25 protein-coding genes are annotated in these 26,936 nt (G+C 54.8%); 7 read left to right on the plus strand and 18 right to left on the minus strand.

What is annotated here, in order from left to right; translation table 11 throughout:
* Positions 1-5 precede the first annotated feature (5 nt).
* Positions 6-635, minus strand: a complete 630-nt coding sequence (locus CULFRC11_RS09165) for a carbonic anhydrase (protein WP_013912337.1) — start codon at positions 633-635, stop codon at positions 6-8.
* A 78-nt stretch (positions 636-713) separates the two neighbouring features.
* Between CULFRC11_RS09165 and CULFRC11_RS09170 the strand changes: the two genes are divergently transcribed.
* Complete coding sequence (locus tag CULFRC11_RS09170) at positions 714-1,601, plus strand: HhH-GPD family protein (protein WP_031270610.1); 888 nt, start codon at positions 714-716, stop codon at positions 1,599-1,601.
* A 3-nt stretch (positions 1,602-1,604) separates the two neighbouring features.
* On the opposite strand, the gene CULFRC11_RS09175 is transcribed toward CULFRC11_RS09170, so the two are convergent.
* From CULFRC11_RS09175 to CULFRC11_RS09180, 3 genes are all read right to left on the minus strand, one after another.
* A complete protein-coding gene (locus CULFRC11_RS09175; protein ID WP_023636308.1) occupies positions 1,605-2,861 on the minus strand; it encodes a threonine/serine exporter family protein in 1,257 nt (418 codons plus the stop codon).
* Positions 2,862-2,929: 68 nt separating this feature from the next.
* Positions 2,930-3,100, minus strand: a complete 171-nt coding sequence (locus CULFRC11_RS11120) for a DUF4236 domain-containing protein (RefSeq protein WP_013242624.1) — start codon at positions 3,098-3,100, stop codon at positions 2,930-2,932.
* Between the two features lie 2 nt (positions 3,101-3,102).
* Positions 3,103-5,760, minus strand: coding sequence for an ATP-dependent Clp protease ATP-binding subunit (locus CULFRC11_RS09180; RefSeq protein WP_023636309.1), 2,658 nt, complete (start codon positions 5,758-5,760; stop codon positions 3,103-3,105).
* Positions 5,761-5,992: 232 nt separating this feature from the next.
* Between CULFRC11_RS09180 and CULFRC11_RS09185 the strand changes: the two genes are divergently transcribed.
* Positions 5,993-6,634: a Pr6Pr family membrane protein gene (locus CULFRC11_RS09185; RefSeq protein WP_115236930.1), complete on the plus strand. Its 642-nt coding sequence runs from the start codon at positions 5,993-5,995 to the stop codon at positions 6,632-6,634.
* 85 nt (positions 6,635-6,719) lie between these two features.
* Here the strand turns inward: CULFRC11_RS09185 and CULFRC11_RS09190 are convergent, their stop codons facing one another.
* Complete coding sequence (locus tag CULFRC11_RS09190) at positions 6,720-8,123, minus strand: MFS transporter (protein WP_023636311.1); 1,404 nt, start codon at positions 8,121-8,123, stop codon at positions 6,720-6,722.
* Between the two features lie 36 nt (positions 8,124-8,159).
* Positions 8,160-9,152: a nucleoside hydrolase gene (locus tag CULFRC11_RS09195; protein WP_023636312.1), complete on the minus strand. Its 993-nt coding sequence runs from the start codon at positions 9,150-9,152 to the stop codon at positions 8,160-8,162.
* 196 nt (positions 9,153-9,348) lie between these two features.
* Here CULFRC11_RS09195 and CULFRC11_RS09200 point away from each other — a divergent pair, with 196 nt between their 5' ends.
* The gene (locus tag CULFRC11_RS09200; RefSeq protein WP_031270613.1) at positions 9,349-10,146 is read left to right on the plus strand and encodes an alpha/beta fold hydrolase; all 798 of its coding nucleotides are present in this window, start codon (positions 9,349-9,351) and stop codon (positions 10,144-10,146) included.
* A 124-nt stretch (positions 10,147-10,270) separates the two neighbouring features.
* Here the strand turns inward: CULFRC11_RS09200 and CULFRC11_RS09205 are convergent, their stop codons facing one another.
* The 3 genes from CULFRC11_RS09205 to lysS form a co-directional block, all read right to left on the minus strand.
* On the minus strand, positions 10,271-11,302 hold the full coding sequence (locus CULFRC11_RS09205; RefSeq protein ID WP_023636314.1) for a coiled-coil domain-containing protein: 1,032 nt from the start codon (positions 11,300-11,302) through the stop codon (positions 10,271-10,273).
* A 1,321-nt stretch (positions 11,303-12,623) separates the two neighbouring features.
* The gene (locus CULFRC11_RS09215; RefSeq protein ID WP_031270615.1) at positions 12,624-13,376 is read right to left on the minus strand and encodes a S1 family peptidase; all 753 of its coding nucleotides are present in this window, start codon (positions 13,374-13,376) and stop codon (positions 12,624-12,626) included.
* Between the two features lie 110 nt (positions 13,377-13,486).
* On the minus strand, positions 13,487-15,043 hold the full coding sequence (gene lysS / locus CULFRC11_RS09220) for a lysine--tRNA ligase (protein WP_038620790.1): 1,557 nt from the start codon (positions 15,041-15,043) through the stop codon (positions 13,487-13,489).
* 114 nt (positions 15,044-15,157) lie between these two features.
* Here lysS and CULFRC11_RS09225 point away from each other — a divergent pair, with 114 nt between their 5' ends.
* The 3 genes from CULFRC11_RS09225 (at position 15,158) to CULFRC11_RS09235 (ending at position 17,749) form a co-directional block, all read left to right on the plus strand.
* Positions 15,158-16,102, plus strand: coding sequence for an SPFH domain-containing protein (locus CULFRC11_RS09225; RefSeq protein ID WP_038620792.1), 945 nt, complete (start codon positions 15,158-15,160; stop codon positions 16,100-16,102).
* Positions 16,103-16,315, plus strand: coding sequence for a type II toxin-antitoxin system antitoxin (locus tag CULFRC11_RS09230; RefSeq protein WP_023636317.1), 213 nt, complete (start codon positions 16,103-16,105; stop codon positions 16,313-16,315).
* Positions 16,316-16,459: 144 nt separating this feature from the next.
* On the plus strand, positions 16,460-17,749 hold the full coding sequence (locus CULFRC11_RS09235) for a dicarboxylate/amino acid:cation symporter (protein WP_023636318.1): 1,290 nt from the start codon (positions 16,460-16,462) through the stop codon (positions 17,747-17,749).
* Here CULFRC11_RS09235 and CULFRC11_RS09240 read toward each other — a convergent pair.
* Positions 17,746-19,251: an aldehyde dehydrogenase family protein gene (locus CULFRC11_RS09240; RefSeq protein WP_038620799.1), complete on the minus strand. Its 1,506-nt coding sequence runs from the start codon at positions 19,249-19,251 to the stop codon at positions 17,746-17,748. The two genes, CULFRC11_RS09235 and CULFRC11_RS09240, sit on opposite strands and share 4 nt — an antisense overlap.
* Before the next feature lie 9 nt (positions 19,252-19,260).
* On the minus strand, positions 19,261-21,408 hold the full coding sequence (betT, locus tag CULFRC11_RS09245) for a choline BCCT transporter BetT (protein WP_013912355.1): 2,148 nt from the start codon (positions 21,406-21,408) through the stop codon (positions 19,261-19,263).
* Between the two features lie 206 nt (positions 21,409-21,614).
* Here betT and betA point away from each other — a divergent pair, with 206 nt between their 5' ends.
* The gene (betA, locus tag CULFRC11_RS09250; protein WP_023636320.1) at positions 21,615-23,363 is read left to right on the plus strand and encodes a choline dehydrogenase; all 1,749 of its coding nucleotides are present in this window, start codon (positions 21,615-21,617) and stop codon (positions 23,361-23,363) included.
* Here betA and CULFRC11_RS09255 read toward each other — a convergent pair.
* The 7 genes from CULFRC11_RS09255 to folP are packed head-to-tail and all read right to left on the minus strand — an operon-like array spanning position 23,341 to position 26,936.
* On the minus strand, positions 23,341-24,009 hold the full coding sequence (locus tag CULFRC11_RS09255) for a pantoate--beta-alanine ligase (RefSeq protein WP_023636321.1): 669 nt from the start codon (positions 24,007-24,009) through the stop codon (positions 23,341-23,343). The two genes, betA and CULFRC11_RS09255, sit on opposite strands and share 23 nt — an antisense overlap.
* Positions 24,010-24,016: 7 nt before the next feature.
* Entirely contained in the window at positions 24,017-24,403 is a 387-nt protein-coding gene (locus CULFRC11_RS09260) for a hypothetical protein (protein ID WP_023636322.1), read from the minus strand.
* Positions 24,400-24,915 (minus strand): DUF6779 domain-containing protein, encoded by a 516-nt coding sequence (locus CULFRC11_RS09265; RefSeq protein ID WP_029974149.1) that lies wholly within the window; start codon positions 24,913-24,915, stop codon positions 24,400-24,402. Before CULFRC11_RS09265 ends, CULFRC11_RS09260 begins: the two co-directional genes overlap by 4 nt.
* Before the next feature lie 10 nt (positions 24,916-24,925).
* Entirely contained in the window at positions 24,926-25,372 is a 447-nt protein-coding gene (locus CULFRC11_RS09270; RefSeq protein WP_023636323.1) for a DUF3180 domain-containing protein, read from the minus strand.
* Positions 25,369-25,824, minus strand: a complete 456-nt coding sequence (gene folK / locus CULFRC11_RS09275) for a 2-amino-4-hydroxy-6-hydroxymethyldihydropteridine diphosphokinase (RefSeq protein ID WP_013912361.1) — start codon at positions 25,822-25,824, stop codon at positions 25,369-25,371. Before folK ends, CULFRC11_RS09270 begins: the two co-directional genes overlap by 4 nt.
* 1 nt (position 25,825) lies before the next feature.
* On the minus strand, positions 25,826-26,167 hold the full coding sequence (gene folB / locus CULFRC11_RS09280) for a dihydroneopterin aldolase (RefSeq protein WP_023636324.1): 342 nt from the start codon (positions 26,165-26,167) through the stop codon (positions 25,826-25,828).
* Positions 26,154-26,936 (minus strand): dihydropteroate synthase, encoded by a 783-nt coding sequence (gene folP, locus CULFRC11_RS09285; RefSeq protein WP_023636325.1) that lies wholly within the window; start codon positions 26,934-26,936, stop codon positions 26,154-26,156. Before folP ends, folB begins: the two co-directional genes overlap by 14 nt.

Consider the following 26,936-nt stretch of genomic DNA (forward strand, 5'->3'; position numbering starts at 1 on the left):
CTTTCTTAAAACCCAATCGTGTGAAGGGTCTCTACCTTTCCGTCGGATAAGCGATACCGAGCGGATACCAAGGCCGTGCGGTGTTCTTCTACCGCTTTACAGATGGCTGGAGAAGTCTGCAGAATCCGCGTGACCGTAGCTGTAGCGTGGTGGCGTTCAAAATCTGCATGATCACTGCTACCTGCTGTTTTAGACTCAAGAATGCTTGGGGCAATCTGTTCAACCAGCGTGCGCTGGAAGCCAGCCGGCGCGCCATCGCCCTCAATAACTTTTGCGGTAGCAGCCACAGCGCCACATGATTCATGGCCCAAGACCACGACTACTTCCACGCCCAAGCCAGCAACAGCAAATTCAAGCGAGGCTAGTACGCCGGTATCTATCACTTCACCTGCTGTGCGGATAACGAAAATGTCACCAAAACCGGCGTCGAAAAGCATTTCCGCTGGAACACGCGAATCACAGCACGTAAAAACGCACGTCCGAGGGGCCTGGCCCTTTTTTAATTCATCGCGACGCGCCACATCCTGGTTGGGACGCTGGGGGTTCCCCGAAGCAAATCGCGCATTGCCCTCAAGAAGCAGTGCCCACGCTTGTTCAGGATCACGAGGGGAATGAGGGTTATATCCGTACGACATGACATATATTCTTGCACCCCTCGCCTCATAAATGTGACATTGCACTCAGGCAGGGGGTTACACTGGGTACCCACGAATATGAATGCATCAGAGAAAAACAACATCATCACGGCCCTTTTACGTTGGTATCGCGCTAACGCCCGTGCAATCATTTGGCGTACCCCCGAAACCTCCCCGTGGGGAATTCTTCTCAGTGAAGTCATGAGCCAGCAGACTCCTGTGGCACGCGTTGAACCAATATGGACGCAATGGATGACAAGGTGGCCTACTCCTCGAGACTTTGCGCAAGCACCCAAAGACGAGGTTCTTCGGGCATGGGGAAGCCTCGGGTATCCGCGTCGCGCACTGCGACTGCACCAATGCGCCCAGCAAATAGTCGCACTCCATGATGGAGAAGTCCCAGCAGACGTGGAAAAACTCCTAGCTTTGCCGGGTATCGGCGATTACACCGCCCGTGCGGTAGCAGCGTTTTCCTTTGGCCAGCGAGTAGCGGTGGTAGACACCAACGTCAGGCGTGTTTACCACCGTCTTTACCTTGGCCGCTACCTCGCGGGAAACCCCTCCAAGAAGGAGATCGCGGAGGTGCAAGCTCTGTTGCCGGAAAACGATGCACCTGAGTTTTCTGTGGCGCTTATGGAACTCGGTGCGCTTGTGTGCACCACCACGCCATCCTGCGAGGCATGCCCGGTGCGTTCCCACTGTGCCTGGATCGCGGCCGGAGCGCCCCGCCCCAGCGAGGAAGAACTAGAGGCTAAAAAGAAGCGCGTACAAAAGTTTGTGGGGACGGATCGGCAGGTTCGTGGCCTTATCATGGCGCTCTTGCGCTCGGCTGATGCCCCTGTCCCCCTCAGCAGTATCGACGTCTTGTGGCCGGACGCGTCGCAACGCTCCCGCGCACTTTTTTCTTTGCTTGACGACGGCCTCGCTGAACAAAACGCAGCCGGGCTCTTCCGCCTCCCCAGGTAGGCGCTAGTCGTGCCCCAACTTGTCGAACTCAATGAGCTTGCCGTACGTCCATGATTTATCTGTGAGAAGCCGCGCCAGCACCAGCCCCGCCGAGATCGAGAACACCACCATCATCGCAGTGGCCGCGTTCACCAGAGCCTGATCCATGTCTCCCCTATTGAGGTAATACACGGCCCGAAACATCGCGGTACCGGGCATCAAAATCACAGCCGCAGGCACGGTGGTTGTGATGCGGGGCAAGTTCACGCTTTTCGACGCCACCGCCCCGAACAGCCCGATAATCAGTCCCCCGATGAACACTGCGAAATACCCAGTGGAGCCATTGGCTTCCAAGAGCAGCCTTATCACGTTTGCTGTCGTCCCCACCGTGGCAGCCACCAAGGCCATGCGCCGTGAACTATTAAAGAGAAAAGCAAAACCGCCAATGCCAACAAAGCTGGCCAGAGCTGCCACCGCATACCAACTGCTGCCTGGTTCAACGATCACTGGTTCCGGGTTAAGGCCAGTGGCCCAGCTGATCATGGCCACTGAAAAAGTTGCCGTTAAGATGACTGTCACTGCATAGACCAGCCGGGAAACACCCGCATCAAAGTCAAAGCGACCAAGATCAATCATCGCAGAGAACAGGGGGAATCCCGGGACTAAAAAGAGCACCGCGGCCACATAGCCGGCGGTAAAGTTCTGGGTTTCCCCCACATCTATGCGGATGAGGATATGCGCAAGGGCAAAAAATGTCAGGCACGCGACTGTCCCCGCCGCGACGACGCACCCAAGTTGATGCATGTGCTTGTGATGAAGATACGCCCGAACTGCCTGCCCTAGCCCCGCAGACACCGCCACGAGAGCGATCTCCACGATGGCAAAGTGATTCAATACCGCGAAACTGGCACACGCCAGCGCAGCGGCAAGAGAGACCACCAACAAACTCCAGCGCTTACGCACGTTATAAACAATTTTGTCCAGCGCTGCATTGAGGTCTTCCGCAGTAATCTCATGGTGCAAGCTATGGGATAAGGACTCTAATGCCTCAATCCGCGAGGCATCCACAGCCGGACTCTGCGAACGCGCCACGATCGTCCGGAAGCTATCGCCCCGATGAAACGTCGACGTAATCTGCGTGACCCCCACCACAGCATCCATTCGATCAAATCCCAAGGCACGCGCAGCCCGCTTCATCGCTCGGATTACCCGATAGCCACTCGTCCCCGCTCCCATCAGTAGCATGCCTAAGCGGATGACAGCGTCTGCCTCCACTCCCATTCGGTACTGATCGTGATTATCCACATAACGATAGTAGCGCCAGCCTGACAAGGCTGACGCTACATTTTCTACTTCCAGCGACCTCTGAAGCTAAGCCCGCCTGGTAGCTTCACGTACACGCCACCACGACTATTCAGCGTTACTGGACCGATCTTGGTACTCGCTGATGCTCCCGAGCCTGAGAGATTCAGCCAGCTATTTTTACCGATCTTTTTGCGCTTGCGGTAAGTGATACCCATGATTACTGTTCCTTAGCTTCTTCTACGTCAAAATCAGCTTCGGGAACCATCTCAGGATTATCCGCTGCATCGACCACAGCTTGCTGTGCCTCAACGACCTCAGGAGATTCCGTGGCAAAATCTGGCAGTGGCTTTGGACGTGGCGCGAAGGTGAATGTGGCTTTGTCGGTCTCCTTGGACTCGCCATCCCAGCCCTCAACGTCCACCGTGACGATCTCGCCAGCGCCGACCTCACCAAAGAGAATCTTCTCGGAGAGTGCGTCCTCGATCTCACGCTGAATCGTACGACGCAATGGGCGTGCACCCAACACAGGATCGAATCCCCTGCGCGCCAAGAGGCTCTTTGCCTTCTCGGTGAGCTCGATACCCATGTCTTTCTGAGCCAGAGCCTTTGAGACACGACCAACCAGCAGGTCTACCATCTGAACGATCTGGTCCTGTGTGAGCTGGTGGAAGACCACGACCTCGTCGATGCGGTTAAGGAATTCAGGGCGGAAGTGCTTCTTCAGCTCGTCGTTAACCTTCTGCTTCATCCGGGTGTACTGGCCATCCGCGTCATGCTCGCCAACAGAGCTAAAGCCCATGCCCACAGCCTTGGAGATGTCCTGCGTGCCGAGGTTTGATGTGAAGATCAGAACGGTGTTCTTAAAGTCCACCACGCGGCCTTGGCCGTCAGTAAGCCGTCCGTCTTCCAACACCTGCAGCAGCGTGTTGTAGATCTCTTTGTGTGCTTTCTCGATTTCGTCGAAAAGCACAACGCTGAAAGGCTTGCGGCGTACCTTCTCCGTGAGCTGGCCGCCTTCCTCATAACCAACGTATCCGGGAGGAGCACCGAACAGGCGTGAAGCGGTGAAACGATCATGGAACTCGCCCATATCGATCTGGATCAGCGCGTCATCATCGCCGAAGAGGAAGTTAGCCAATGCCTTGGAAAGCTCGGTCTTACCCACGCCGGATGGTCCAGCGAAGATGAAGGAACCGGAAGGACGACGTGGATCTTTTAGACCGGCGCGGGTACGGCGAATCGCACGGGATACAGCCTTGACTGCATCCTCTTGGCCGATGATGCGTTTGTGCAGCTCATCTTCCATGCGCAGCAGACGAGAAGATTCCTCTTCTGTCAGCTTGAATACTGGGATGCCTGTCCAGTTGCCCAGGACTTCCGCGATCTGCTCCTCGCCGACCTCAGCGATCTCTTCCAAATCGCCAGAACGCCATTGCTTTTCTTTCTCTGCGCGTTCCTCGTTCAGCTTCCGCTCGGTATCGCGCAAGCCAGCGGCCTTCTCAAAGTCCTGCGCATCAATTGCGGCTTCCTTTTCCCGGCGCACCTCTGCGATGCGGTCATCAACCTTGCGGATCGACTCGGGGGCGGTCATGCGCTGAATACGCATGCGAGCTCCGGCTTCATCGATAAGGTCGACTGCTTTATCAGGCAAGAATCGGTCGTTGATGTAGCGATCCGACAACTGTGCTGCGGCTGCTAGCGCGCCGTCCGTGATGGAGACGCGGTGGTGTGCCTCGTAGCGGTCACGCAGGCCCTTGAGAATCTCAATGGTCATCTCCACGCTTGGTTCCGGCACGTTGACTGGCTGGAAGCGGCGCTCAAGAGCGGCGTCCTTTTCAATGTGCTTACGGTACTCGTCGAGAGTTGTTGCGCCGATGGTCTGCAGCTCACCGCGGGCAAGCTTTGGCTTCAGCAGGCTGGCAGCATCGATAGCGCCTTCAGCTGCGCCGGCACCTACCAGGGTATGGATCTCGTCGATGAACAAGATGATGTCGCCGCGCTGGTTAATCTCTTTGAGAACCTTCTTTAGACGTTCCTCAAAGTCGCCACGATAACGCGATCCTGCAACCAAGGAACCCAGGTCTAGAGAGTACAGCTGCTTATCTTTCAGGGTCTCGGGCACCTTGCCATTGACAATATCTAGAGCCAGGCCTTCAACCACGGCAGTCTTGCCTACGCCGGGCTCGCCGATCAAGACAGGGTTGTTCTTGGTGCGACGGGAAAGAACCTGCATAATGCGCTCGATTTCTTTCTCACGTCCCACAACTGGGTCCAGCTTGCCATCCTTAGCAGCCTGGGTCAGGTTTCGACCGAATTGATCCAGCACCAAGGAGTTTGAGCGATCACCAGCGCCGCTGCCGCGACCTGCGCGCGCTGCACCTGTGCCCGCGCCCACGGCCTCGCCGCCAGATTCGTTATTTTCCGGGCTCTCCCCGCCTTCATAACCCGAAAGCAACTGGATAACCTGCTGGCGCACGCGAGGCAGATCTGCCCCAAGCTTGACCAGCACCTGAGCGGCAACGCCTTCGCCTTCACGGATCAAGCCCAAAAGCAGGAACTCAGTACCGATGTACTTGTGTCCCATCTGCAGCCCCTCGCGGAGAGAAAGCTCAAGCACTTTCTTGGCGCGCGGAGTAAAAGGAATATGCCCGACTGGGGGCTCGGAGCCGTGTCCGATAATTTCTTCGACTTCTTGGCGAACCGCTTCCAGGGAGATGCCCATAGATTCGAGGGCCTTTGCAGCAACACCCTCACCCTCATGGATAAGTCCGAGCAGGATATGCTCGGTGCCGATGTAATTGTGGTTAAGGCCGCGCGCTTCTTCCTGTGCCAGGACGATCACGCGACGTGCACGATCGGTAAACCGCTCGAACATGGTTGCACCTCTTTTTCACTAGTTTGCCCCGCTAATGTCACCCACTGTAACGCTGTGCTTTGACATTTCCTTGCACTATCAAGCAAAACAACTCGCCGTTCCCTTGTAATAACCTACATAAGCTGGCCTTTTATAGGTGTACGCCGGTAGCGAACAAACACCGCAACGTCATTTAACGCCTTGCCCAACGTGTTCACTTGAATTAGCTCTTACAACGCGTATAGTTTCGCCAGTGAATACACTTGGACGTCTTCTCGGTCTTGTTGGCCTTATCGGCATCATCCTTGCGGCTTATCAGACCGCAACAGAGCCTTTTACCAGCTGGCCTGCTTTTGATACTCCAGCCAAAACTCTGCTCGCTGAGTTCTCTTTCTTCACAATGTGGTCAAACATTGTAGGCACCATTTATCTCTTGCGCGCAGGTCGTACTCCCCGCTGGTTCACTGTCGACGCAGTAGCCATGCTGGTGGTCACCGGAGTCGTGTACAACACGCTTCTTGGTGGCGAGCTCCACGGACTCTGGACAATTAGCAGTCCCATTCAACACACCTTTATGCCCATAGCAGTCCCCCTCTACTGGCTATTGACTATCCGTGGCCGCCCAACATTCCGGCTCAGCTCCATCATCGGCGCACTGGGAATTCCGGTGATTTGGTCAGTACTGACCTTCTATCGCGGCGCAACCACCGGCTGGTACCCATATTTCTTTATCAATGCCACAGATCTGGGGCTTCCCATCGCGCTGCGCAACATGGCCGGCGTTTATCTCGGATTCTTTATTCTCGCCATAGTCCTGGGCCTCATTGAGCGTTTGATTCTGTGGTTAAAGCGCAACTCTAAAACTGCCGCCACAATTGCAGCGTCCTCACTCTAGTGTTTTCCCCCTTCTATCACCGCATAAAAGTGTGCCCCAGCATCGCATGATGCTGGGGCACATAATGTTGTTAGACCTCGAGTTTTTAGACCTCGACGTGCTTCGGGATAAAGAAGCTCGTGGCCACGGACAAGCCAAGAATTATAGCTCCGACGATAAACGCCGTGGTGTATCCGGCTGTTGAGTCCGATCCTGCCGGTGATCCCGCGACCATGAAGACCGGCAGTACCGCGAAGGAGATTCCGGCACCGAGGTTAAAGGCAGCAGAGTTCATGCCGGGGAGGAATCCCTCATTGTCTGCAGGTGAGTTCACCACACCTAAGTTGTTCAGCACGATATTGCCGATTCCGGCGTATGTAATGCCTAGGAGGACTACCGAGGCAATAAGCACTACTTTGGACGTGCTTCCTGCCAGAGCCAGGACAAGAAGAAGTGCTGCGGAAGACGCATTACCGATCCGAAGCAATCTGCTGTAGCCGATGCGCGGCGCCCAACGCCCAGCGAACGGCCCTACAAGCCAGCCGATGAGAGCGTAAGGGGTAAGCAGCATCAGGCTGGCGAGATCAGCCGGAAGGCCGAAACCTGCATCAGGATTCTGTGCGAGCGAAATAGCTACGCCATTCACTGCAGCAAACACACCCGTCATGGTGAGCACAGTGGTCAGCAGCAAGCCCCAGGTTTGCCGACGCGCCAGATATTTGGGCGCAACCATGGGCTGGTCGTGCTTGTTTTCCCATTTCCAGAATCCTGCAAACACAGCAAGTCCGAAAACGATAAGACCGGCAACAAGTGCCCAGTTTGCGGCCGCAGCTTTGCCCGCCTCGTTGGCAGCCATAGTGATGCTGAAGACAGAAATCACCAGGATTGCTGCCCCCACCCAGTCCATCTTCACGTTGTCAGATGGCTTAGATTCTGGTGCCCAAAGCGCAACAACAAAGGTAGCAATAGCGCCGACAATGGCAATAAGCCAGAAGACTGAACGGAAGCCGAGGTGCTCTGCCATCCAGCCCGAGGCGATAACGTCGATACCTGCAATACCGCCGTTGACTGCCGCAATGATGCCCATGAGCGTTCCTAGACGCACCTGGTCACGTACTTGGCTGCGCAGAATAATCAAGGTCATCGGGATGGTGGGACCGGAAATACCTTGCAACGCACGAGCAATAGCCAGCACCGTGATATTGGGGGCGAAGGCCGCCATAAAGCCGCCGAGAGACATAACGGCAAGCATGATCACAAGAATTTTGCGGCGCCCCACGATATCCGACAGCCTAGGGAGGAAGAGACCGCACATAGCCCCGCCGGTAAAGAAGGCCGTTTGAGTGAGGCCAACGGTTGCCTCGTCAGTCCCTAGTTCCCTTGCCATGGTGGCAAGCACTGGGGAAAGCATTGAGGCATTGAGTTGGAAGGCGATTGCTGCGGTAAGCAGAACCGTCATAAGAAGGGCGATGCCACCCTTGCGGGTGTCTACTGGGTCATGAAGAGTCATAAAGTTACCTGTGTAATAAGGAACGGATTAGTCCGCTTAATCCGCAAAATTCGTGTTTCCGATGTTGGCAAGTGCCTGCGTCAGCATTGTCCAGAACAGATCGCAGTCAGCGTCGACTGCAACGTGATGCTGTGGGGTTTCCTCAAAATCATCACACTGGGCCAGCGTGGATGGGTCTGAGTTTGTCCATGTTCTACGCAGGTCCACAATGGTTTGTCCACGGGCGTAGTCGCCTTGGGTTTCCACATGGATTGGGGCTGCAACAGTACGGATAACTGAGGGATTGGCCACCGCGGCAACGGCAAGAGGGTCGTGCATCGGTGGGCCAGGGTAGCGACGCTCACGTTTGTAGGAAGCACCAAAGAAGTCGATCAGTTCTGCAACAAAGGCAGAGACGTCGGTATTGACGTCGATAAGCTGTTGCAACCGCTCGGGCACTGCTAGTACTTTATGCGTAACATCCAGGCCCACCATGGTTACTTTCCAACCGGCTTCAAAAACAATCCGTGCTGCTTCTGGATCCGCAAGAATGTTGAATTCAGCTGCCGGATTCATGTTTCCGGTGTGGTGTCCACCACCCATGAGGGTTACGCCAGCTACCCGCTCAACCAGCTCCGGATACATGCGAGCAAACAAGGCGATGTTGGTGAGTGCTCCAGTGGGAACCAGAGTGATACTGCCTGGCTCGTGTTCTTTGACAACGTCCGCGATCAGGTTCACAGCGTGGCGCGGGTCGAGTTCCACGCCGGGAGCTGGGAGCTGAGGCCCGTCGAGTCCCGAATCACCGTGGATTTCTTCAGGAATGAGCTGCGGGCCCAACAATGGCCTAGCTGCACCAGCAGCAAAAGGAACCCCCGTGATTCCCGCAACTCGCGCCATAGCACGAGCGTTTGTGGTTACCTTTTCGAGCGTTTGATTTCCAGCCACGGTAGTAACCGCAAGTAGGTCAATATCGGGACTTCCCCAAGCAAGCAGGATCGCAATGGCATCATCATGCCCTGGATCGCAGTCGAGGATAATCTTTTTCAAGGTGACTCCCTAGTACGTGATCTAGCAATGTTCGCTGCACCACACACTAGCGTGTCACTGGTTATATCCATAAGAGAACACCTGTGAAAGTTGCCACTCCGCTACCCCCTTTAACGTGGAGAAAATCGTTTGCATTTTGATTGCATAAGCGAATGGAATGCGTCACCCCGCGCACCAAACTGCCATACTTTTACCTATGAACATCCACTATCAGCACACACCTCTCCCACCCCGGATGACTGTCCTGCTCACTCACGGGTACGCGGAGCATTCCGGCAGATATCAACCGCTCATACAGACTTTTCTCGACGCAGGATACGACGTCGCTTCCTACGACCTACCGCAGCACGGCACAGCCTACGACCCGACGCGCCCCCAAGCATGCGTCAACGTTGCACAGCTTATCGACGACCACCTCACCGTCCGCGAAACCGTCACCCAGAACATACGCACTCGTAGCCTCGCGCTTTTCGGCCACTCCATGGGTGGGGTAATCACAGCAGGCTCCCTGCAGAAGAATCCCTCTGGGGTTTCTGCGGTCATGCTATCCGCCCCGGCACTGCGCCAATTCCCCGCCATTCCCTTACCCTTGGCAAAAGCATTGCGTGCACTCGCCACAGCTATTCCTAGCCTGCCCACGGTCAAGCTTTCTAGCGAGGATATCTCCCACGATCCCGCCGTTATCTCTGACTATGATTCCGACCCTCTTAATTATCGCGGGGCAGTTCCACTACTAACCGCCGTCTCGATGACACTTGCAGGAGCACACGTACTTCACTCCCCCTGGCCCGCACACGTGCCACTTTTTATCGCGCATGGAACCGCAGACAAACTCGCAGACATTCGCGGATCAGAAGCTTTAGCAGCCTTAGCCCGCACACAGCTCATCACAGTTGACGGCGCTTTCCATGAAATATTTAACGAACCCGAGGCACCAGAGCTTAGAACAACAATGATTAATTGGCTGGACCAGCAGGAAACTAAAGCGGCATAGCTTCAGGTTTGTATGCTGCAGATTTTATCAAAATAAAAGAACAACAATACAAAAACTCCCTCCCGAGAAAATCTGTTCATTAAACAGTTTCTCGAGAGGGAATTATTCTTTTAGAATTCCAGAATTAACCGAGCTTCAGCTTGGACAGGAAATCCTTAATGTTAGGCAGGAAGTGTGCAACCAGGCCACCCAATGCTAGGAGTGCAGCACCCACGGCAGCCGCGACACCAACCCACTTACCCCAGGAAGACTCCTTGGTATCTGTTTCCACATCACCATCTGCGTCGCCGTTTTTACTATCGTCGCCCTTACCTTCATCGACAACGTTTTCCTCATCGGCGACGTCAGTAGTAACTTCTTGGCTTTCTGCCACTTCTTCCTTGGGAGCTTCTTCCTGCTGCTTAGCCTTTTCCAGCTCCTTCTTCACTTCTTCCAACTCAGCTTTTGCAGCTTCAGCTTCTTGCTTAGCAGCTTCAGTTTCTTGCTTGGCTGCGTCAAGCTGCTGCTTAGCAGCTTCAGAGTCCTTCGCATGGTTAGCCTGCAACGCAGATAGTTCTGCTTTTACATTCTTAAGAGCATCAGCTGCGTCTTTTTCATAACCCATGTACTCAACAATGCGCTCTTGCATACGGTCAACACGAGCAGCTTCCTCTGCAGCCTCAGCCTTTGCCTCAGCTAGCTCCTTTTCAAGCTGTTGTGTTTTCTCAGCCTCAACAACGTCCGACTTTCGTGCTGCATCAAGTTCCGCCTGAAGCCTAGCTGCCTTTTCCTTTACGGCTTGAAGCTTTGCCTCTTCCTCGCCAAACTGATCATTAATAGCCTTCAAGAGAAGACGATTCTCTTCAGCATTTTTAACTGCTTTGTCATTCAGATCAGCAATCTGCTTCTGCAATTCAGCAATCTTCTGCTTGGATTCAGTCTCATCATCAGAGTACTGATCGTTAATATCCTTCAAGAGCTTGAGAGTATCTTCAGCATCTTTCTTAGCCTGCTCTTTCAACTTGGCAATTTCAGCTTCTAGCTCTTTAACCTTGGCATCGTTGCTAGTTGCCTGAACTACCGGAGCAACTGCATCAACCGCAATTGCCTGAGGGACGGCAACAACGCTAGCAGCAATAGAAAGACCCGCAATTGCGGAAATGAAACGACGATTCATACTCGCAGTTCTCCAAACCTAAAAAATGAGGGACAAAATATCTTTCTCAGACGCTAGCAAAAGCGTTATGCAAATATGAACGTCAATATTTTTATACAGAAGAAATTACCCCCCCCCCGCAGAATAATCCATCATATTTCCACTTTTATTCATACCCCCCTAAATCATAAACTTTTAGCAAATAAACAAAAATAGATAAAAGATAGATTCGGAAAAATAGACACTCTATACGTAGAATATAAATCAACAATATGTACGCGAGCGTATTTAATTTTACAGTCTATTAATATTCGATCCGACTTAAACAACGGAAGATCAAAAACACATAACCGCAGTACAGGCACACTTTACAATCCGCGCACATTAATACTTATATTCAAAATTCGGCATAGCTTTCACCAAATTCACACAAGCAAAACCAGACAGAACAATTCGGTCATTACATTCCGAGAAATAAAACAACAGAACGGAAAGTGCCATCAACCCATAAGGAGGGACAACTGTAGCTTCTTTAAGAAAACAATAAAATGCGTATTTATATAAGCTACCTTCTGAAAGATAGACAGCTTTAACACGAGACAGTCAGGGCTCGGAACAAACCGAATCGCTGACCAACTCCATCGTGAATCCCCCTAGAGTCGAAATCATCGACGATGCGCTTCTTCACTCCCCAATGGCTGGTGTCTGATTTTCTAGTCCAACCAGTAGGGAGCAAAATTAGGCTTAAGAAGCGGGATGATCTGGCCCCCAAAGATTTCTCCGTACCCGTAACTCCCGCACATTTCTCTTAAGCCAGAAAAGGTACTAACACACGAAACTAACGCTGCTGCGATCCAAGGCGGGAGATCTTGAAAATTCACGATGTGTCCCCTACCAAGAGAAAAGAAAAAAGCCATAATTGCTGTCGAGACGATGAAGAAAATGGCGCTGCCGCCAATCACCCTAATCAAATACGTTTTCTGCGACATTACGACCAACTCTGATGAATACTTTTCTCGACGTGACATCACTTTTGAAAGGTTCATAAGTTGACCTGGCCTCCGAAAATTGGACTACTGTAATTCTAGGTGGCTAGGGCTCCATCATCAGGTAAGAAACAGTCTCACAGATGCCAAAACCGGCGAGCTGAACGATTGAAAAAGTTACTTCTATTCCGCCCACCCCCTTCAAACATAAATAAAACCGGACGGAAGCAATGAAGACTTCCGTCCGGAATTAAAGTCACGCTTAGTTAAAAACCGACGATTCCCCTACAGACCAACATCGGCTAAGCATTAATTAAAATGATCTACGGGGAAAAGCCGATTCCAAGAAGTTGCTCTCATTTCCTATCTGAGGAGAGGGCTTGCTCATCTAAGCCTCCCTCGCTGTCATTCCCCAGGTTCGGATGAAGCTTTTCGTTTGAGGTAGTGGCAATCTTCTGTTTAATCCAGTCAGAGACACGCGTAACCGAACCGAAATACCGCAGCGGTCCATGCGCCCCATTGCGCGACAACACTCCCACCACAGTGTTATCCACAAACAACGGTCCACCAGAATCTCCTCGAGCTGGATAGGCCTCACCGAGATACTGAACAGACATTGACAAATCGTAGTACGGATCCTGAACGTACTTAGCTACGGCAACGTCCGCCTTCTTAAGACGATCTCCCGTTCCAAATCCCCAACCAAAAACGCGTCCACGTGTGCCAAAATCCACATCGGTTTCGCCGATTTCAGGATATTTATCAAGGTGCATATACTCCGGAACATAAGCGAGGGCTACATCCCCGTACGGCGCCCAATAAGCAGCTGTTACCTTGTACTTCTTCGCCTGAGGGTCTTTATCAAAAGGGCGGTTGAGCCCGTGGTAAGCGGTTCGCTCAATGTCTCTCGCCTCGACACAATGTTTTGCCGTAAGCACCCAATGCGGATCAATTATTGTTCCTGTACACGCATCAATTTGGACTACTGCTCGAGCTTGATCATCCGGAACACTCACTTCTGTTCCATTAACCATCGCCGTAGCAGGTGCCTGCACAAGCGCAGTAGAGAGACATGCGCCCACAATGGTCGCTATAACTTTTTTATTCACATCTTAAACTGTATTTAAGACTATATAATTATTACAATTTTCACAGTTATGAAGATTTTCACACAAAAGGCGCACCCATACCAGATGCGCCTTTGACAAAATGAAGTGTTTTAGCGTTCTGGTTTCACCATCGGGAAGAGAACGGTCTCGCGAATACCCAAACCAGTGAGTGCCATCAGGAGGCGGTCGATACCCATTCCGGTACCGGACGTCGGAGGCATCCCCTGCTCCATTGCAGCGAGGAAGTCTTCATCCAAGACCATGGCCTCGTCGTCACCACCGGCGGCCAGGCGTGCCTGATCTTCAAAGCGCTCGCGCTGAATAACCGGATCGACAAGCTCGGAGTAGCCGGTAGCCAACTCGAAGCCGCGAACGTAGAGGTCCCACTTTTCGGTCACTCCCTCTTTGGAGCGGTGATCACGGGTAAGCGGGGAGGTCTCCACGGGGAAGTCACGCACAAAGATCGGACCGGTTAGCTGGTCCTCGCACAGGAACTCCCAGATCTCTTCCACAAACTTTCCGTGGCCCCAGCCCTTACCAGGTTCTACCCCAATGGCTTTGGCAATCGCCTTTAGCTCATCCACGGTGGAGTGGATGGTAACTTCTGGCTGCCCTGGGAACTTGCGCGCAAGCGCCTCGTTAAGGGATGGATACATCTCGATGGAGGGCCACTCCCCACCAAGGTCATACTCCGTACCATCTGCAAGTGTGACGGTGGTGGAACCGAATACATCTTTAGCGATGTACTGGATCATGTCTTGGTGCAGCTTTGCGCCATCGTCGTACGTTCCATACGCCTGGTAGGTCTCCAGCATGGAGAACTCCGGGCTGTGGGAGGAGTCCACGCCCTCGTTGCGGAAATTGCGGTTCACTTCAAAGACCCGCTCAATTCCGCCTACTACACAACGCTTGAGGTAAAGCTCGGGGGCAATGCGTAGGTAAAGGTCAATGTCCAAGGCATTGGAGTGAGTCTCAAATGGACGCGCTGCAGCACCGCCGTGCAGGGTCTGGAGCATAGGGGTCTCCACCTCCAGGAAGTCGCGCGATTCCAGAAAGTTGCGCAGGGAACGCATCACCTTAATACGAGTCAGCGCGTTGGTACGGGCCTGCTCTCGCATGATCAGATCGGTGTAGCGGTGACGGATACGAGTGTCTTCGCTCATATCAGCAAAAGCGACGGGCAGTGGCCTCAGCGACTTGGACGCCATCTGCCAGCTCTTAGCCATCACTGACAGCTCGCCGCGCTTAGAGGCGATAACGCGTCCACGGATGGAGACGATGTCGCCTAGGTCTACGTCGCTCTTCCACGCAGCCAGCGCCTCGGCACCGACTTCAGCCAGAGAGAGCATTGCCTGAATGTGCTCGCCATTGCCCTCTTGCAAAGCCGCAAAGCACAACTTGCCGGTATTACGAACAAAAAGGACACGACCCGCAATAGCAACCTCATCGTGGGTTTCATCGCCGGCGGTGAGGTAGGTAACCCCCTCTTCCTCGCCAGTCTCGCCTTCCCCAAGGACCTGGTATTTCTTGCGCAGATCGGTGATTGAGGTGGTCCTATCAACAATCACCGGGTAGGCGTCCACGCCGGCGTCGATAAGCTTCTGGCGCTTATCGCGACGAATACGTAGCTGCTCTGGCACGTCTGGGGAATTTTTCTGCTCGCTCACGGGGTATAAGGGTAGTCCACGTGCAGTAACCTGACCAACCCCTCCTCCCCTTTGACAAAGTGATATCACATTATTTAATCTGATATCACTTTTCCCTCACTGAAAGGAAGTGCCATGCCAACAGTCACTGATCGCCCCGTGGGTCATGAAGGCGCCCAAGTTGACGTCACAGAAAAGACCCCGTGGATTGGAGGTAGCGGCCTCGCTGGCATCGCCGCCCTTGCGGTGATCATTGGACTTCCTGGCACGGCCGCGCTCGCAGCCTTTGGCGTCTACCTATTGGATAAAGACAGCGGCACCGGCGTACTGCCACTTGTATGCGGCATCGTGCTCTTCGTCCTCTTCTCCATCCTCGCCGGAATGATCAAGGTCATCTCCCCCGGCCACACCCTGGTGGTGCAATTCTTTGGCCGCTACCTTGGCACAAACCGAACAACCGGCCTCTCCCTTAACCCACCACTGAGCAATTCCGTCAAAGTTTCGGTCCGTGTGCGCAACTTTGAGACCAACGAGATCAAGGTCAACGACCTCAACGGCAACCCAGTAAACATTGGCGCAATCATCGTGTGGCAGGTGGCCGATACTGCCAAGGCAACTTTTGCCGTGGAAGACATGGACGAGTTCATTCACTCCCAGGCCGAGTCCGCGTTGCGCCACGTAGCCACCACTCACCCCTACGACGGCGGAACTGCAAATCTCCCGTCACTGTCTGGCTCCACCGAGCTCGTGTCCAAAGAGCTTGCCGACGAAGTCGCCGCACGGGTCGCCGTCGCCGGACTAGAGATTGTCGAAGCACGGATATCCAACCTGTCCTACGCGCCGGAGATCGCCCAGGCCATGTTGCAACGCCAGCAGGCAAACGCGATTGTCGACGCCCGCGAGACCATCGTCGAAGGCGCCGTCTCCATGGTGGAAAGCGCACTTGCTCAGCTAGAATCACGCGATATTGTGGAACTCGATCCGGAGCGTCGCGCAGCCATGGTTTCCAACCTGCTCGTAGTCCTCTGTTCTGACAACAACGCACAACCCATGATCAATACAGGCAGCTTGTACACCTAAATGCCCAGAAAAAGCATCCCCCTTCGCATTGACCCGGCGGTGGCCGAGGCTATCGCCCGCTGGGCGCACGACGAGGCGCGCAGCGTCAACGCCCAGATCGAGGTGATGCTGCGTGACCAGCTCCGCAAAGCAGGGCGATTGCCTAAAAATGTCGGAAAAATCCCCAAACCCGGCAGGCCACAAAAAATTAACCCCGATCTAACCCCAGACTGATCTGTACAGAATCGCGTCACAGCAGCGTAGAGGTCAATTCCTGGGGTTTTCCCTTTAGTTTTATAGACCAATCTGTCTTTTGGGAATAGACATTCCTGTACTAGCGTTGTGCCAGACGAAACAAACACAACCCAAAGGGGAATCATGAAGTGGAATAGCTTTGGAGCTCAGGTGATTTACGGCCTTATCGCCGGAGTTATCCTCGGTCTTATCGCCAACTCAATGCCAGACGGGAACTGGCTTACCACCGCGCTTACTACCGTGGGCAGCGATTATGTCACGCTCCTCAAGGTCTTAATCCCGCCTCTGGTTATGACAGCCGTTATTACCTCCATTGCCAACCTGCGCCAGGTTACTAATGCTGCACGACTAGCTGTAAAAACCCTTATCTGGTTTGCCATTACCGCATTCTTCTCAGTACTTGCGGGCATAGGTGTTGGCCTGCTCTTTAAGCCCGGCGAGACCTCGGGGCTGCAGGACACCTCGGCAGCGCCGTCATCCGTTGGCTCGTGGTGGGCGTTCCTTGAAGGAATCGTCCCCACCAATCTCGTGGGTCTAGAAGCGCATACCAAGGTCGTCGATGGCGTAGCCTCCACCGGACTCAGCTTCAACGTGCTTCAGCTGCTGGTAGTGGCCATCGCCCTAGGAATCGCGGCGGTGAAAGTCGGCGAGAAAGCCGAACCTTTTATCAACTTCAACCGCTCACTACTGGAGATCATTCAGAAGGTGCTGTGGTGGATTATTAGACTCGCCCCCATCGGCACCGCCGCTCTTATCGGCAAGGCTGTGGCTACCTACGGCTTTGACGCCATGGGTGCCCTGGGCAAGTTTGTTCTTACCGTCTATGTCGGTCTAGCCATCGTCTTGCTCGTAATCTACCCCGTGACTTTGAAGCTGCATGGCCTTAATGTCACCCAGTTCTACCGCCGCGTCTGGCCGGTAACGTCCCTGGGCTTTGTCACCCGTTCCTCCATGGGCGTTATGCCCGTCACCGAGCAGACGGCTGAGGCAATCGGCGTTCCCAAGCACTACGCTTCCTTCGCCGTACCGTTAGGCGCAACCACCAAGATGGACGGCTGCGCTGCGGTCTACCCGGCAGTAGCTGCGATATTTGTGTCCCAGTTCTACGGTGTCCCGCTCAACTTCACCGATTACGTTTTGATCGTTATCGTTTCCGTCCTCGGCTCTGCAGCCACCGCCGGAACCACAGGCGCTACCGTGATGCTCACGCTCACGCTGTCCACCTTGGGCCTCCCCTTGGAAGGCGTTGGCCTACTGCTCGCCATCGAGCCGATCATCGACATGGGCCGCACCGCAGTGAACGTGACGGGCCAGGTAGTTGTCCCGGCTATCGTCGCAAAGCAAGAAAAGCTTCTCGACGCCGTCCAGTTCAACGCAAAGCGCACCGTCGCCGAAGAAAAAGTCTCCGTCTAACCGGCAAACCAGCCGGTGACACCCGGCGCGATGTTCTGATACACATGCTTGAGCTCTTGGTACTCGGCCAAGCCCGTGGGACCAAGCTCCCGACCATTTCCTGATTGTTTCATTCCACCCCACTCCGCTTGCGGCAGATAGGGGTGGAAATCGTTTATCCAGATAGTTCCGTGCCGCATTGCACGAGCCATACGCTCCGCCTTACCAGCATCGCGGGTCCACACGGCACCAGCCAAGCCGTACGTTGTGTCGTTAGCTATTTCTACAGCTTCCTCTTCCGTCCGGAAGGTCTCCACGGTCACTGTAGGACCGAATGCCTCATCGTGCACGCAGTCCATCTCGCGGGTACAGCCGTCGATAACGGTGGGGAGATAAAACTCCCCTCCCATCTCTTCTGGAAGCCCACCGGTAAGCACTTGCGCTCCCTGTTCCTTGGCATGTTCGACGTACGCGTGCACCTTGTCACGGTGTTCTGCAGAGATGAGCGGGCCAGTCTCTGCATTCTCATCCAGCGGCCCACCCAGACGAATCTTTTCTGCGCGCTTGACCAGCTCGGCAACAAATGCGTCGTGGATCGACTCTTCCACAACAAGCCGCGAGCCTGCGGAGCACACTTGTCCCGAGTGGACAAAGGCCGCGTTGAGAGCGTTATCCACTGCGGCATCAAAGTCAGCGTCGGCAAAGATCACATTGGGATTCTTACCGCCAAGTTCCAATGCCACTCGTTTAACCGTCTCAGCGGCATTACGCGCGATAATTTTCCCGGTCTCAAGCCCGCCGGTAAAGGAAACCATATCCACGTCTGGACTCATAGATAAGGGGTTTCCGCAGCGTGCACCAGCACCAGTGATCAGGTTGGCCACGCCCGCAGGAACACCCGCCTGGCTCAAAATAGTCATGAGCATCATGGCGGTATGCGGAGTGAGCTCGGCCTGTTTTAATACAAAAGTGTTACCGGCTGCCAGTGCAGGAGCAACCTTCCACGCCACTTGAAGAAGCGGATAGTTCCACGGGGTAATAAGACCGCATACCCCTATAGGTTCGGCGTCGATACGCGAGCGCACGTTGGGGTCTCCCGGATCAACCACTCGCCCCGCCGAATGCTGCGCCAGGGTGCCAAAGTACTCAAAGGCGTTTGCGATATCGTCCATGTCTAGCTCGGACTCAACAAGCCGCTTGCCGGTGTCCGCGGACTCAGCGCGCGCAAGCTGATCTTTATTGTCCCTAATAGCCTCTGCCACTTTCAGCAGAATCTTGCCGCGCTCTACTGCCGGCGCCCATTCCCCAGCATCAAAGGCTCGACGCGCGGCTTTAATAGCCTTTTCTGTATCTGCCTCGGAAGCCTCAGAGACAGTGCCCACAACGCTGCGGTCGGCTGGATTGGTAATCACACGGGTCTCGCCATCGAGCGCCGGGACCCACTGTCCGTCGATAAACAGCGTCGCGGGACCATGAGCGCATGCGTCTGTGAGCAAGGGGGATGTAGTTGGATCAAAAAGCATAAATTCTCCTTAGTGGTCTTCGCGCCAGAAGCGTACCGGCTGAGCGCCGTCGCTAAGATCAGAGCTGCCTGGCAAGTCTTTTTGCATGTGGAGGAACTCCAGATGGCGCTCATAGAGATCGAGCACGTTATCAATGAGTTGTTCACCTGTATACCCAAAAACGTCATATCCAAGAGAGCCTGTGAGGTCGAAAACCTCAATGCGGTAGTAGTGCTCTTTTCCTGGGTTCTTGGTAAAGGACGGCACGGGATTAGACACCGCAAATAACTGATAGCGGAAGTTTTGCTCGTCTCCCAGATCAACCGTGAGGTCGAGGCTTCCCACCGGGGATTCCGGCACGTCGGTAGCAACAAGCGAGGCATCAAGGCCACGATCGCACAGCTCCTGAGCCACCTGCTTGAGCGCCGGGGTAGCTACTTCTTCCAGGAAACGTTGCGTCTTTGCAGCGCTAGGCCAGGTGTTGGCACGGCTTAGCCGGCGACGCCACGTACTGCCGTCCGAGCTACGCCCAGACATCGCCCCGTGCATGGAGATTGTCCGGGCGTCCACTTGGGCACGTTCCAGTCTGAAGGACCTGACCAATCCCAGCATGATCAGATACATCACCACCGTAAACGGCAGCCCCATCACCACTGTCGCGGACTGCACGGTGGTCACGCCGTCGATTTGCAGCAACACCACGGTAAGCGCGCCCACCAGCACGGCCCAGAAGATGCGTGACCACACGGGCCCATCCTGGCTTGAATGCGTTGTGGTGGAGGTGAAGTTGCTCATCACCAATGCACCCGAGTCCGCGGAGGTGATATACAGCAGCAGACCGATCAAGGTGGCCAGGGCGATAATCGCAGTCGCCCCAGGATAGGTGGCCAGCAGATCATAGAAGCCACGCTGTGGTTCCTCGGCTGCGGCATGTCCAAACTCGTCATTGCCGCCTCTGACGATGTCCAGCGCGGAATTACCAAAGAAGCTCATCCACAGAAGGATGAAAAGGAAAGGCACGCTCAACGTTCCAAAGACAAACTGGCGCAAGGTGCGCCCTCGGGAAATGCGGGCAAGGAACAGACCAACAAAAGGCGCCCAGGCTACCCACCATGCCCAGAAGAACAGCGTCCAGGCCCCGAGCCAGGCTTTTGTATGCTCGGGATCATCCGCGAAGGCGTAGGTGTCCATCGTCATTCCGGGCAGCGAAGCCACGTAGTCGCCGATGTTCATCACGAGTCCGTCGAGGAGGAAGGCCGTCTTTCCTGCCACCACAACGTACACCATCAGTGCAATGGCCAGGACCACGTTGATCTCACTGAGCATTTTGATGCCCTTATCCACACCGGATACCGCAGACAGCGTCGCGATAGCCACTGAGACAACCACCAGGATGATCTGCCATGTCGCACCCTCTTCCACGCCAAAGAGCACCTTGATGCCGTAATTCAGCTGCACCACGCCAATACCCAGCGATGCCGCAATACCGAACACAGTTCCCAGCATGGCTGCCACGTCAACAGAGTCTCCGATCGGACCATGGATACGCTTGCCGACGAGCGGATACAGCGCCGAGCGAATAGCAAGCGGCATATTCAACCGATATGCGTAATAGCCAAATGCCATTCCCATAAGCGAATACATAGCCCATCCGGTAAAACCATAGTGGAAGAGCGCCCACACGACTGCCTCTTCTGCAGCCTCACGGGTTTCCCCGCTTCCCACGGGTGGCCCGTAATACTGAGCCACCGGTTCTGCCACAGAGAAGAACATGAGGTCCACGCCGATACCAGCAGCAAAGAGCATCGCCGACCAGGAGAACAATTTGAACTGAGGGCGAGAGTGATCCGGGCCTAGTCGGATCTTCCCGGCACCCGAGAAAGCCACCCCCAAAATAAACACGATCACCACTGTGGCAGTCAGGATATAAAACCATCCAAAATTGGTGGCGATCCACGTGGTAACGCTTCCAAGTGCCTTTTCCGCGGATTCTCGTCCAATAAAAGCCCACAGCGTCACGGCGAGGATCCCCGCCGCCGAGGCGAGAAAGACGGGCCAATTAGTCCGGGCAGGAGGAACCCCGCTCGTTCCTACGTTGTAGGAACCAACAAGGACTTTACCCCCATTTACGGGTGGAGAGTCATGTCCACTCTCATCCCCTAATGCTGTGTTCGGCATTACTGGATAACTCCTCAATAATTTCTTCCGATCGACAGGAACTACACCGCATGACCTGCCAATATTCGATAGTTTCCCCACCCGAAATATTGCGGTGAACTGCATATTCTCCGAAGAGGGAACCTGACCCGAGAATACACAGAGCCGTGGCCGGGACACCGGGACGCTGGCAGACTGGACGGAAACGATTCAGAAAGGACATCCATTTGTTTTCGCATGACACGGCTGGAGAAACGGTTGAGGATCGACACCGCGATGTGGTGATCGTGGGTGGCGGCTCCGCAGGTTCTGTCTTGGCTAACCGCCTCAGCGAAGATGGCTCCTCGGTCATGGTGCTAGAAGCCGGGCGCTCCGATTCACTCTGGGATCTTTTCATTCACATGCCCGCGGCATTCTCGTTCCCGATTGGCAACAAGTACTACGACTGGGCCTACGAGTCCGAGCCAGAGCCGGAAATGAATGGGCGCCGCATCTACCACGCACGCGGCAAAGTGCTTGGAGGTTCCAGCTCAGTCAACGGCATGATCTTTCAACGCGGAAACCCCATGGATTATGAGAAATGGGGAAAGCTGCCGGGCATGCAGAACTGGGACTATGCCCATGTGCTGCCCTACTTCAACAAGATGGAAACTGCGCTAGCAGCCGACCCCGACGACCCACGTCGCGGCCATGATGGTCCTCTCAAGCTCACCCGTGGTCCTGCCACAAACCCGCTCTTCCAAGCATTTTTCCGCTCCGTGCAGGAAGCTGGCTATAAGCTGACTAACGACGTCAACGGATACCGCCAGGAGGGGTTCGCCCCCTTCGACCGCAACATCTTCAAGGGCAAGCGCCTCTCCGCAGCCCGCGCGTATCTCCACCCAGTCAAATCGCGTAAGAACCTTGATGTGCGCACCCGCGCATTCACCACTCGCATCCTTTTCACCGGTGACAAAGCCACCGGCGTGGAATACGAATGGAAGGGGAAGACTCGTCGAGTCCACGCGGACAAGGTGATTCTCTGCGGCGGTGCGTTCAATACCCCACAGCTGCTACAGGTGAGCGGAATCGGCGACCGCGAGGTCTTGGAAAAGGCCGGCGTGGAAGTTCGTAAGCACCTCCCCGGTGTCGGCGCCAATCTTCAGGACCACCTCGAGGTCTATGTGCAGTACAACTGCACCCAACCGGTGAGCTCGCAGCCCTACTACAAGATGATCAATCGCCCCAAGATTGGTCTGCAATGGCTGCTCACCAAGAAGGGCCCCGTGGCGTCCTCCCACTTTGAAGCAGGCGGATTTGCTCGTTCCAACGACGACGAGGACTACCCCAACCTCATGTTCCACTTCCTTCCAATGGCGATCCGCTACGACGGCTCCCAGCCAGAAGGCGAACACGGCTTCCAATTCCACGTCGGCCCGATGTATTCCGATACCCTCGGCCACGTTCATATCACCTCGCCAGATCCCAAGGAAAAGCCAGAAATTATCTTCAATTACCTGGCTACCGACCAAGATCGGCGCGAGTGGGTAGAAGCCGTCCGGACCTCCCGCAAGCTGCTAGACACCCCTGCGATGAAGGAGTTCACAGACGGAGAAATCTCCCCCGGCCCGCAAGTGCAGACTGATGAGGAGATTCTGGAATGGGTGCGTAACGACGCAGAAACGGCCCTGCACCCATCATGTACTGCAAAAATGGGTTCTGCTGACGACGAATACGCGGTGGTAGACCCCGACACGATGCAGGTTCATGGCGTTGAAGGGCTCTACGTCTGCGACGCTTCCGTCATGCCGATTATCACTAACGGAAACATCTACGCCCCCGTGGTCATGATGGCAGAAAAAGCTGCCGACCTGATCAAGGGCGTGGAACCTCTAGCCCCCATCAACGAGCCGTTCTACCAGGCAAAGAAGGACATGCCACTCTACGTCGAGGAACCCCGCGACCACACGACTGTTATTCCTGGTTCAGATCACTAGCACTATCGATCAACTGGACTCCGCCGAAGGTAGCCGCCACATACACGCGGTTATCTTCACAGCGGACATAGTCCGGTTCTACCCCAGCTGCAACAAGCACCTGTTTCGCAGCGTCAACGCCTCTCAGCGCCCCCGCGGTAACCGCAGCAGAAAGAGCCAATGCTTTCTCTCGATCCTCCGCGGGGATCAGGGCGTTATGGGAGGAAATGGCTATTCCGTCTGGCATCCGCACCGTAGGCACCGAATGCACCTTGACCGGTATATGTAGGTCAGTAATCGCACGCTGCGTCTGCAGCAAGAATGCATAATCGTCCTCGCCGTAGATGACGTCTGTAGGGCCGACCAGGTTCAGCAGTGCTATCCGACGTGTCAGCCGAGGGGAGGCGTCGATAAGCGTGCGCTCTGGCTCGCTGTGATCAATGTAAACGGCATCGACTCGTTCTTCGGCGAAAGCCGGCTGGTTCTCGCGAGCTACCACGACAACCACGGCCCCCGGGATTCGCTTCGCCGTCCGGAGCAACGCTACGTGTCCCGCGTGCACTTGGGTGCCAATAGAGACCAACACAACGGGCTTGCCTTGTTTCCTAAAAGCACGACTTACCATCGCAATATCGTCAAAAACCTGCGCCTGGCCAAATTGAAACATAATTCCCTTACAACAATTCCTCAGTAATATCGCCCAGCATGGGTTGAAGCAGTACCCGCGCTGAATCACGCATCTGTTCTAGCTGTTGGACCTGTACTAGTCCAGCGAGCAGCTCTGGCCATTTATCTTGCGATATATGAATAGCATGCGCTCCGATCTCTGCGAGCAAGAGCTCAGCCACGGTCGCAGCGACGTCGTTTGTGGCGGTAACAGCGTAAATATCCGGCTTTAATTCTTTAAGGACAAAGGACATACCGGATAATCGCCCCACGAGACCGTCCCAAGCGGGCTCATCAAATGCTAATTCCGCGTGTTCCACAGCACGGCGGTGCCCCACAGCAATCAGCCGAGTAACAATCTCGTTGTTCCCGCTGATCGAAAGAACCGGCCTCACCGATTGCGCTTTAGCAAATCAGCGACGGAAACCGCGTCTGAGCGCTCTTCTCGTCGGCGCCGGCCATGCGGTTCAGGTTCGGTGGGGACCCAATCGACCTTGGCAAAGCTATTGGTCTCCGCAGCAACGGCATTTCTAAAGGCAGCAGCACGCAGCTCTTCTGCTTTTTCTTGATCGCTAGCCTGCTCGATTTCTGGGATCCGAGTGGCCTGTGCTTGGATCATCGTCGGCTCAACAAAAACCTGCCCCGTGAGGGTTTCCAGTTGAGTCCGCACTTGCGCCACTTGCTCTCTAATCTGCGCCAAGGTCTCTTGTTCCTCGACGCGTTGCTCTAGAGCTTCTGCCTGCGCACGGTAACGGCCCACCAGAAAGAATCCGAGCACGGCTGCCCAGAGCGCCGCAAGCAATGCAAGCTTGAGTACTCCCTGGTTACCAGTGAACAGCATGATTATGCTTGCCACCAAAGACAGCACGACAAGCGCAATGAGTAACTTCTGCCCGTTGTCCTTCATGCCATCCAAACTACCGCACTGCATCCACAGGCGGCACCGTACACGATTTTTCTAACCAATATCCTGCCGCAGACATCGCCACCCCACCGAGCGCAGAGGCAATCACGATAGGTAGATCTTGCGCAGAAATATGCGATGTGAGCACAAAGATTCCCAGGCTCACATAGCCCCCGCCGAAAATAGCTCCTGTCCATGCAGAGGCTTTGCCTATCACAAGGAACTGCGCGGCTGTCACAGGATTCAGTTGCGAGCGATCTTGTCCAATCTGGTCATCTTTAATGCGTGTCCGCACCCGGACAGCCAACAGCACGCATAAAACCGCCATCCCCCACAGGCATATCGCCACCCCCAAAGGAACCGAGGGCAGCACGCCATAAAATCGCATCACCAAAATAAAGGACGCAAGAGCGCAGAAGAGGAAAACCCCTAACAGCCCGAGGACGGAGGTTTGTTTCATAAGGTCCCCACAATCGGGAAGGTTCCGGTGATCAACTCCGATAACGGACGCCCGTTTAGGGTTGCGTGAGGATCCGCCTCAAGCCACGGGACCAGCACAAAATTGCGCTCGTGTGCATAGGGGTGCGGCAGTGTTAATTCAGGATCATCTGATGTCACACCCTCAATACACACAATATCTACGTCGAGAGTCCGAGGGCCCCAATGCCGAATCCGCTTGCGCTCCGCGGCTTGTTCTAAAGCCTGACCGCGTTTGAGCAGCTCCATCGGTGTCTCATCCACATCCACGATGAGCACCGCGTTAAGGAACTCATCCTGGTCTTCCACGCCCCACGGCGGAGTGGCATAAATACTCGATGCAGCAACGAGGTCAGGTAAGAACTCCTCGTACGCCGACCTTAAGAGGGCATAGCGATCGTCCATGTTGGACCCGATGGATAGAACTGCTCTCATGTTATCGCCTTGCCACCACAGCTACGTCGGCAAATTCGAGCGGGATGGGCGCATGCGGTTTATGCACCGTCACTTCAATGCCCGAAAGCGGGAAAGTGCTCATGGCCGTATCGGCGATTTCCGATGCGACAGTCTCAATCAGATCGCGTGGCTCCCCGGTAAGAATTCCATACGCCAGCTGTGCTAGCTCGCCATAGTGCACCGTCTGGGTCAGATCATCCTGCGTGGGAAAAGTGAGCCAACAGGTGATGTCAACAAGGAACTCCTGCCCCTCGCGTTTCTCATGCTCAAAGACTCCGTGATAGGCGTAGCCTTTAAGGCCTTTAAGCTCAATGCGATCCATGCTTCCTCCATTTCGCTGCAACATCCACAGCCGCTCGAGATAGCGCCACGTTGTGTACCCGGACGCACCACACGCCCTGATGAGCCGCGATTGCTGTGACTGCGGCGGTCGCTGCGTCCACGTCTGAGCCTAGGCTAGCTAAAAAGCGCTTTCTCGACGCCCCCACGAGTACCGGATACTTTCTCATAAATTCTGGAAGAGCGTTCAATAAAGCCCAGTTGTCCTCTGCGGTTTTAGCAAACCCGAGGCCTGGGTCGATGACAATGGCTTTCGCGTCGATACCCGCGGCAAGGGCATTGCCAATGAGTGTGTCCAGGCCTTCATGAACATCGCGCACCACATTGGTGTGATGCGCACCTGCGGCATCCCCAAAGGTTGCCGTTTTCCAGTGCATCAGACACACAGGAAGCTGCGTATCAGCCATAACCGAGTACATGTTCTTGTCTGCGAGGCCGCCAGAGACGTCGTTAAGCAAACTAACCCCGGCCTCGGCTGCTGCGGCAGCGACCGAGGCACGCATGGTATCTACTGACGTCCTGATTCCTTCAGCATGCAGGGCTTTAATCACAGGAACGACGCGGGCAAGCTCAACCTGTTCGCTCACGCGAGTGGCACCTGGACGGGTGGACTCGCCGCCTACGTCGATGATGTCCGCGCCCTCTGCCACGAGTTGCTTGGCATGCGCCACCGCGGAGTCGAGATCGAGATACTTTCCGCCATCAGAAAAGGAATCAGTAGTCACGTTGACGATTCCCATTACGTGCGTCAT

The sequence above is a fragment of the Corynebacterium ulcerans genome (assembly GCF_000767685.1).
Lineage (GTDB): Bacteria > Actinomycetota > Actinomycetes > Mycobacteriales > Mycobacteriaceae > Corynebacterium > Corynebacterium ulcerans.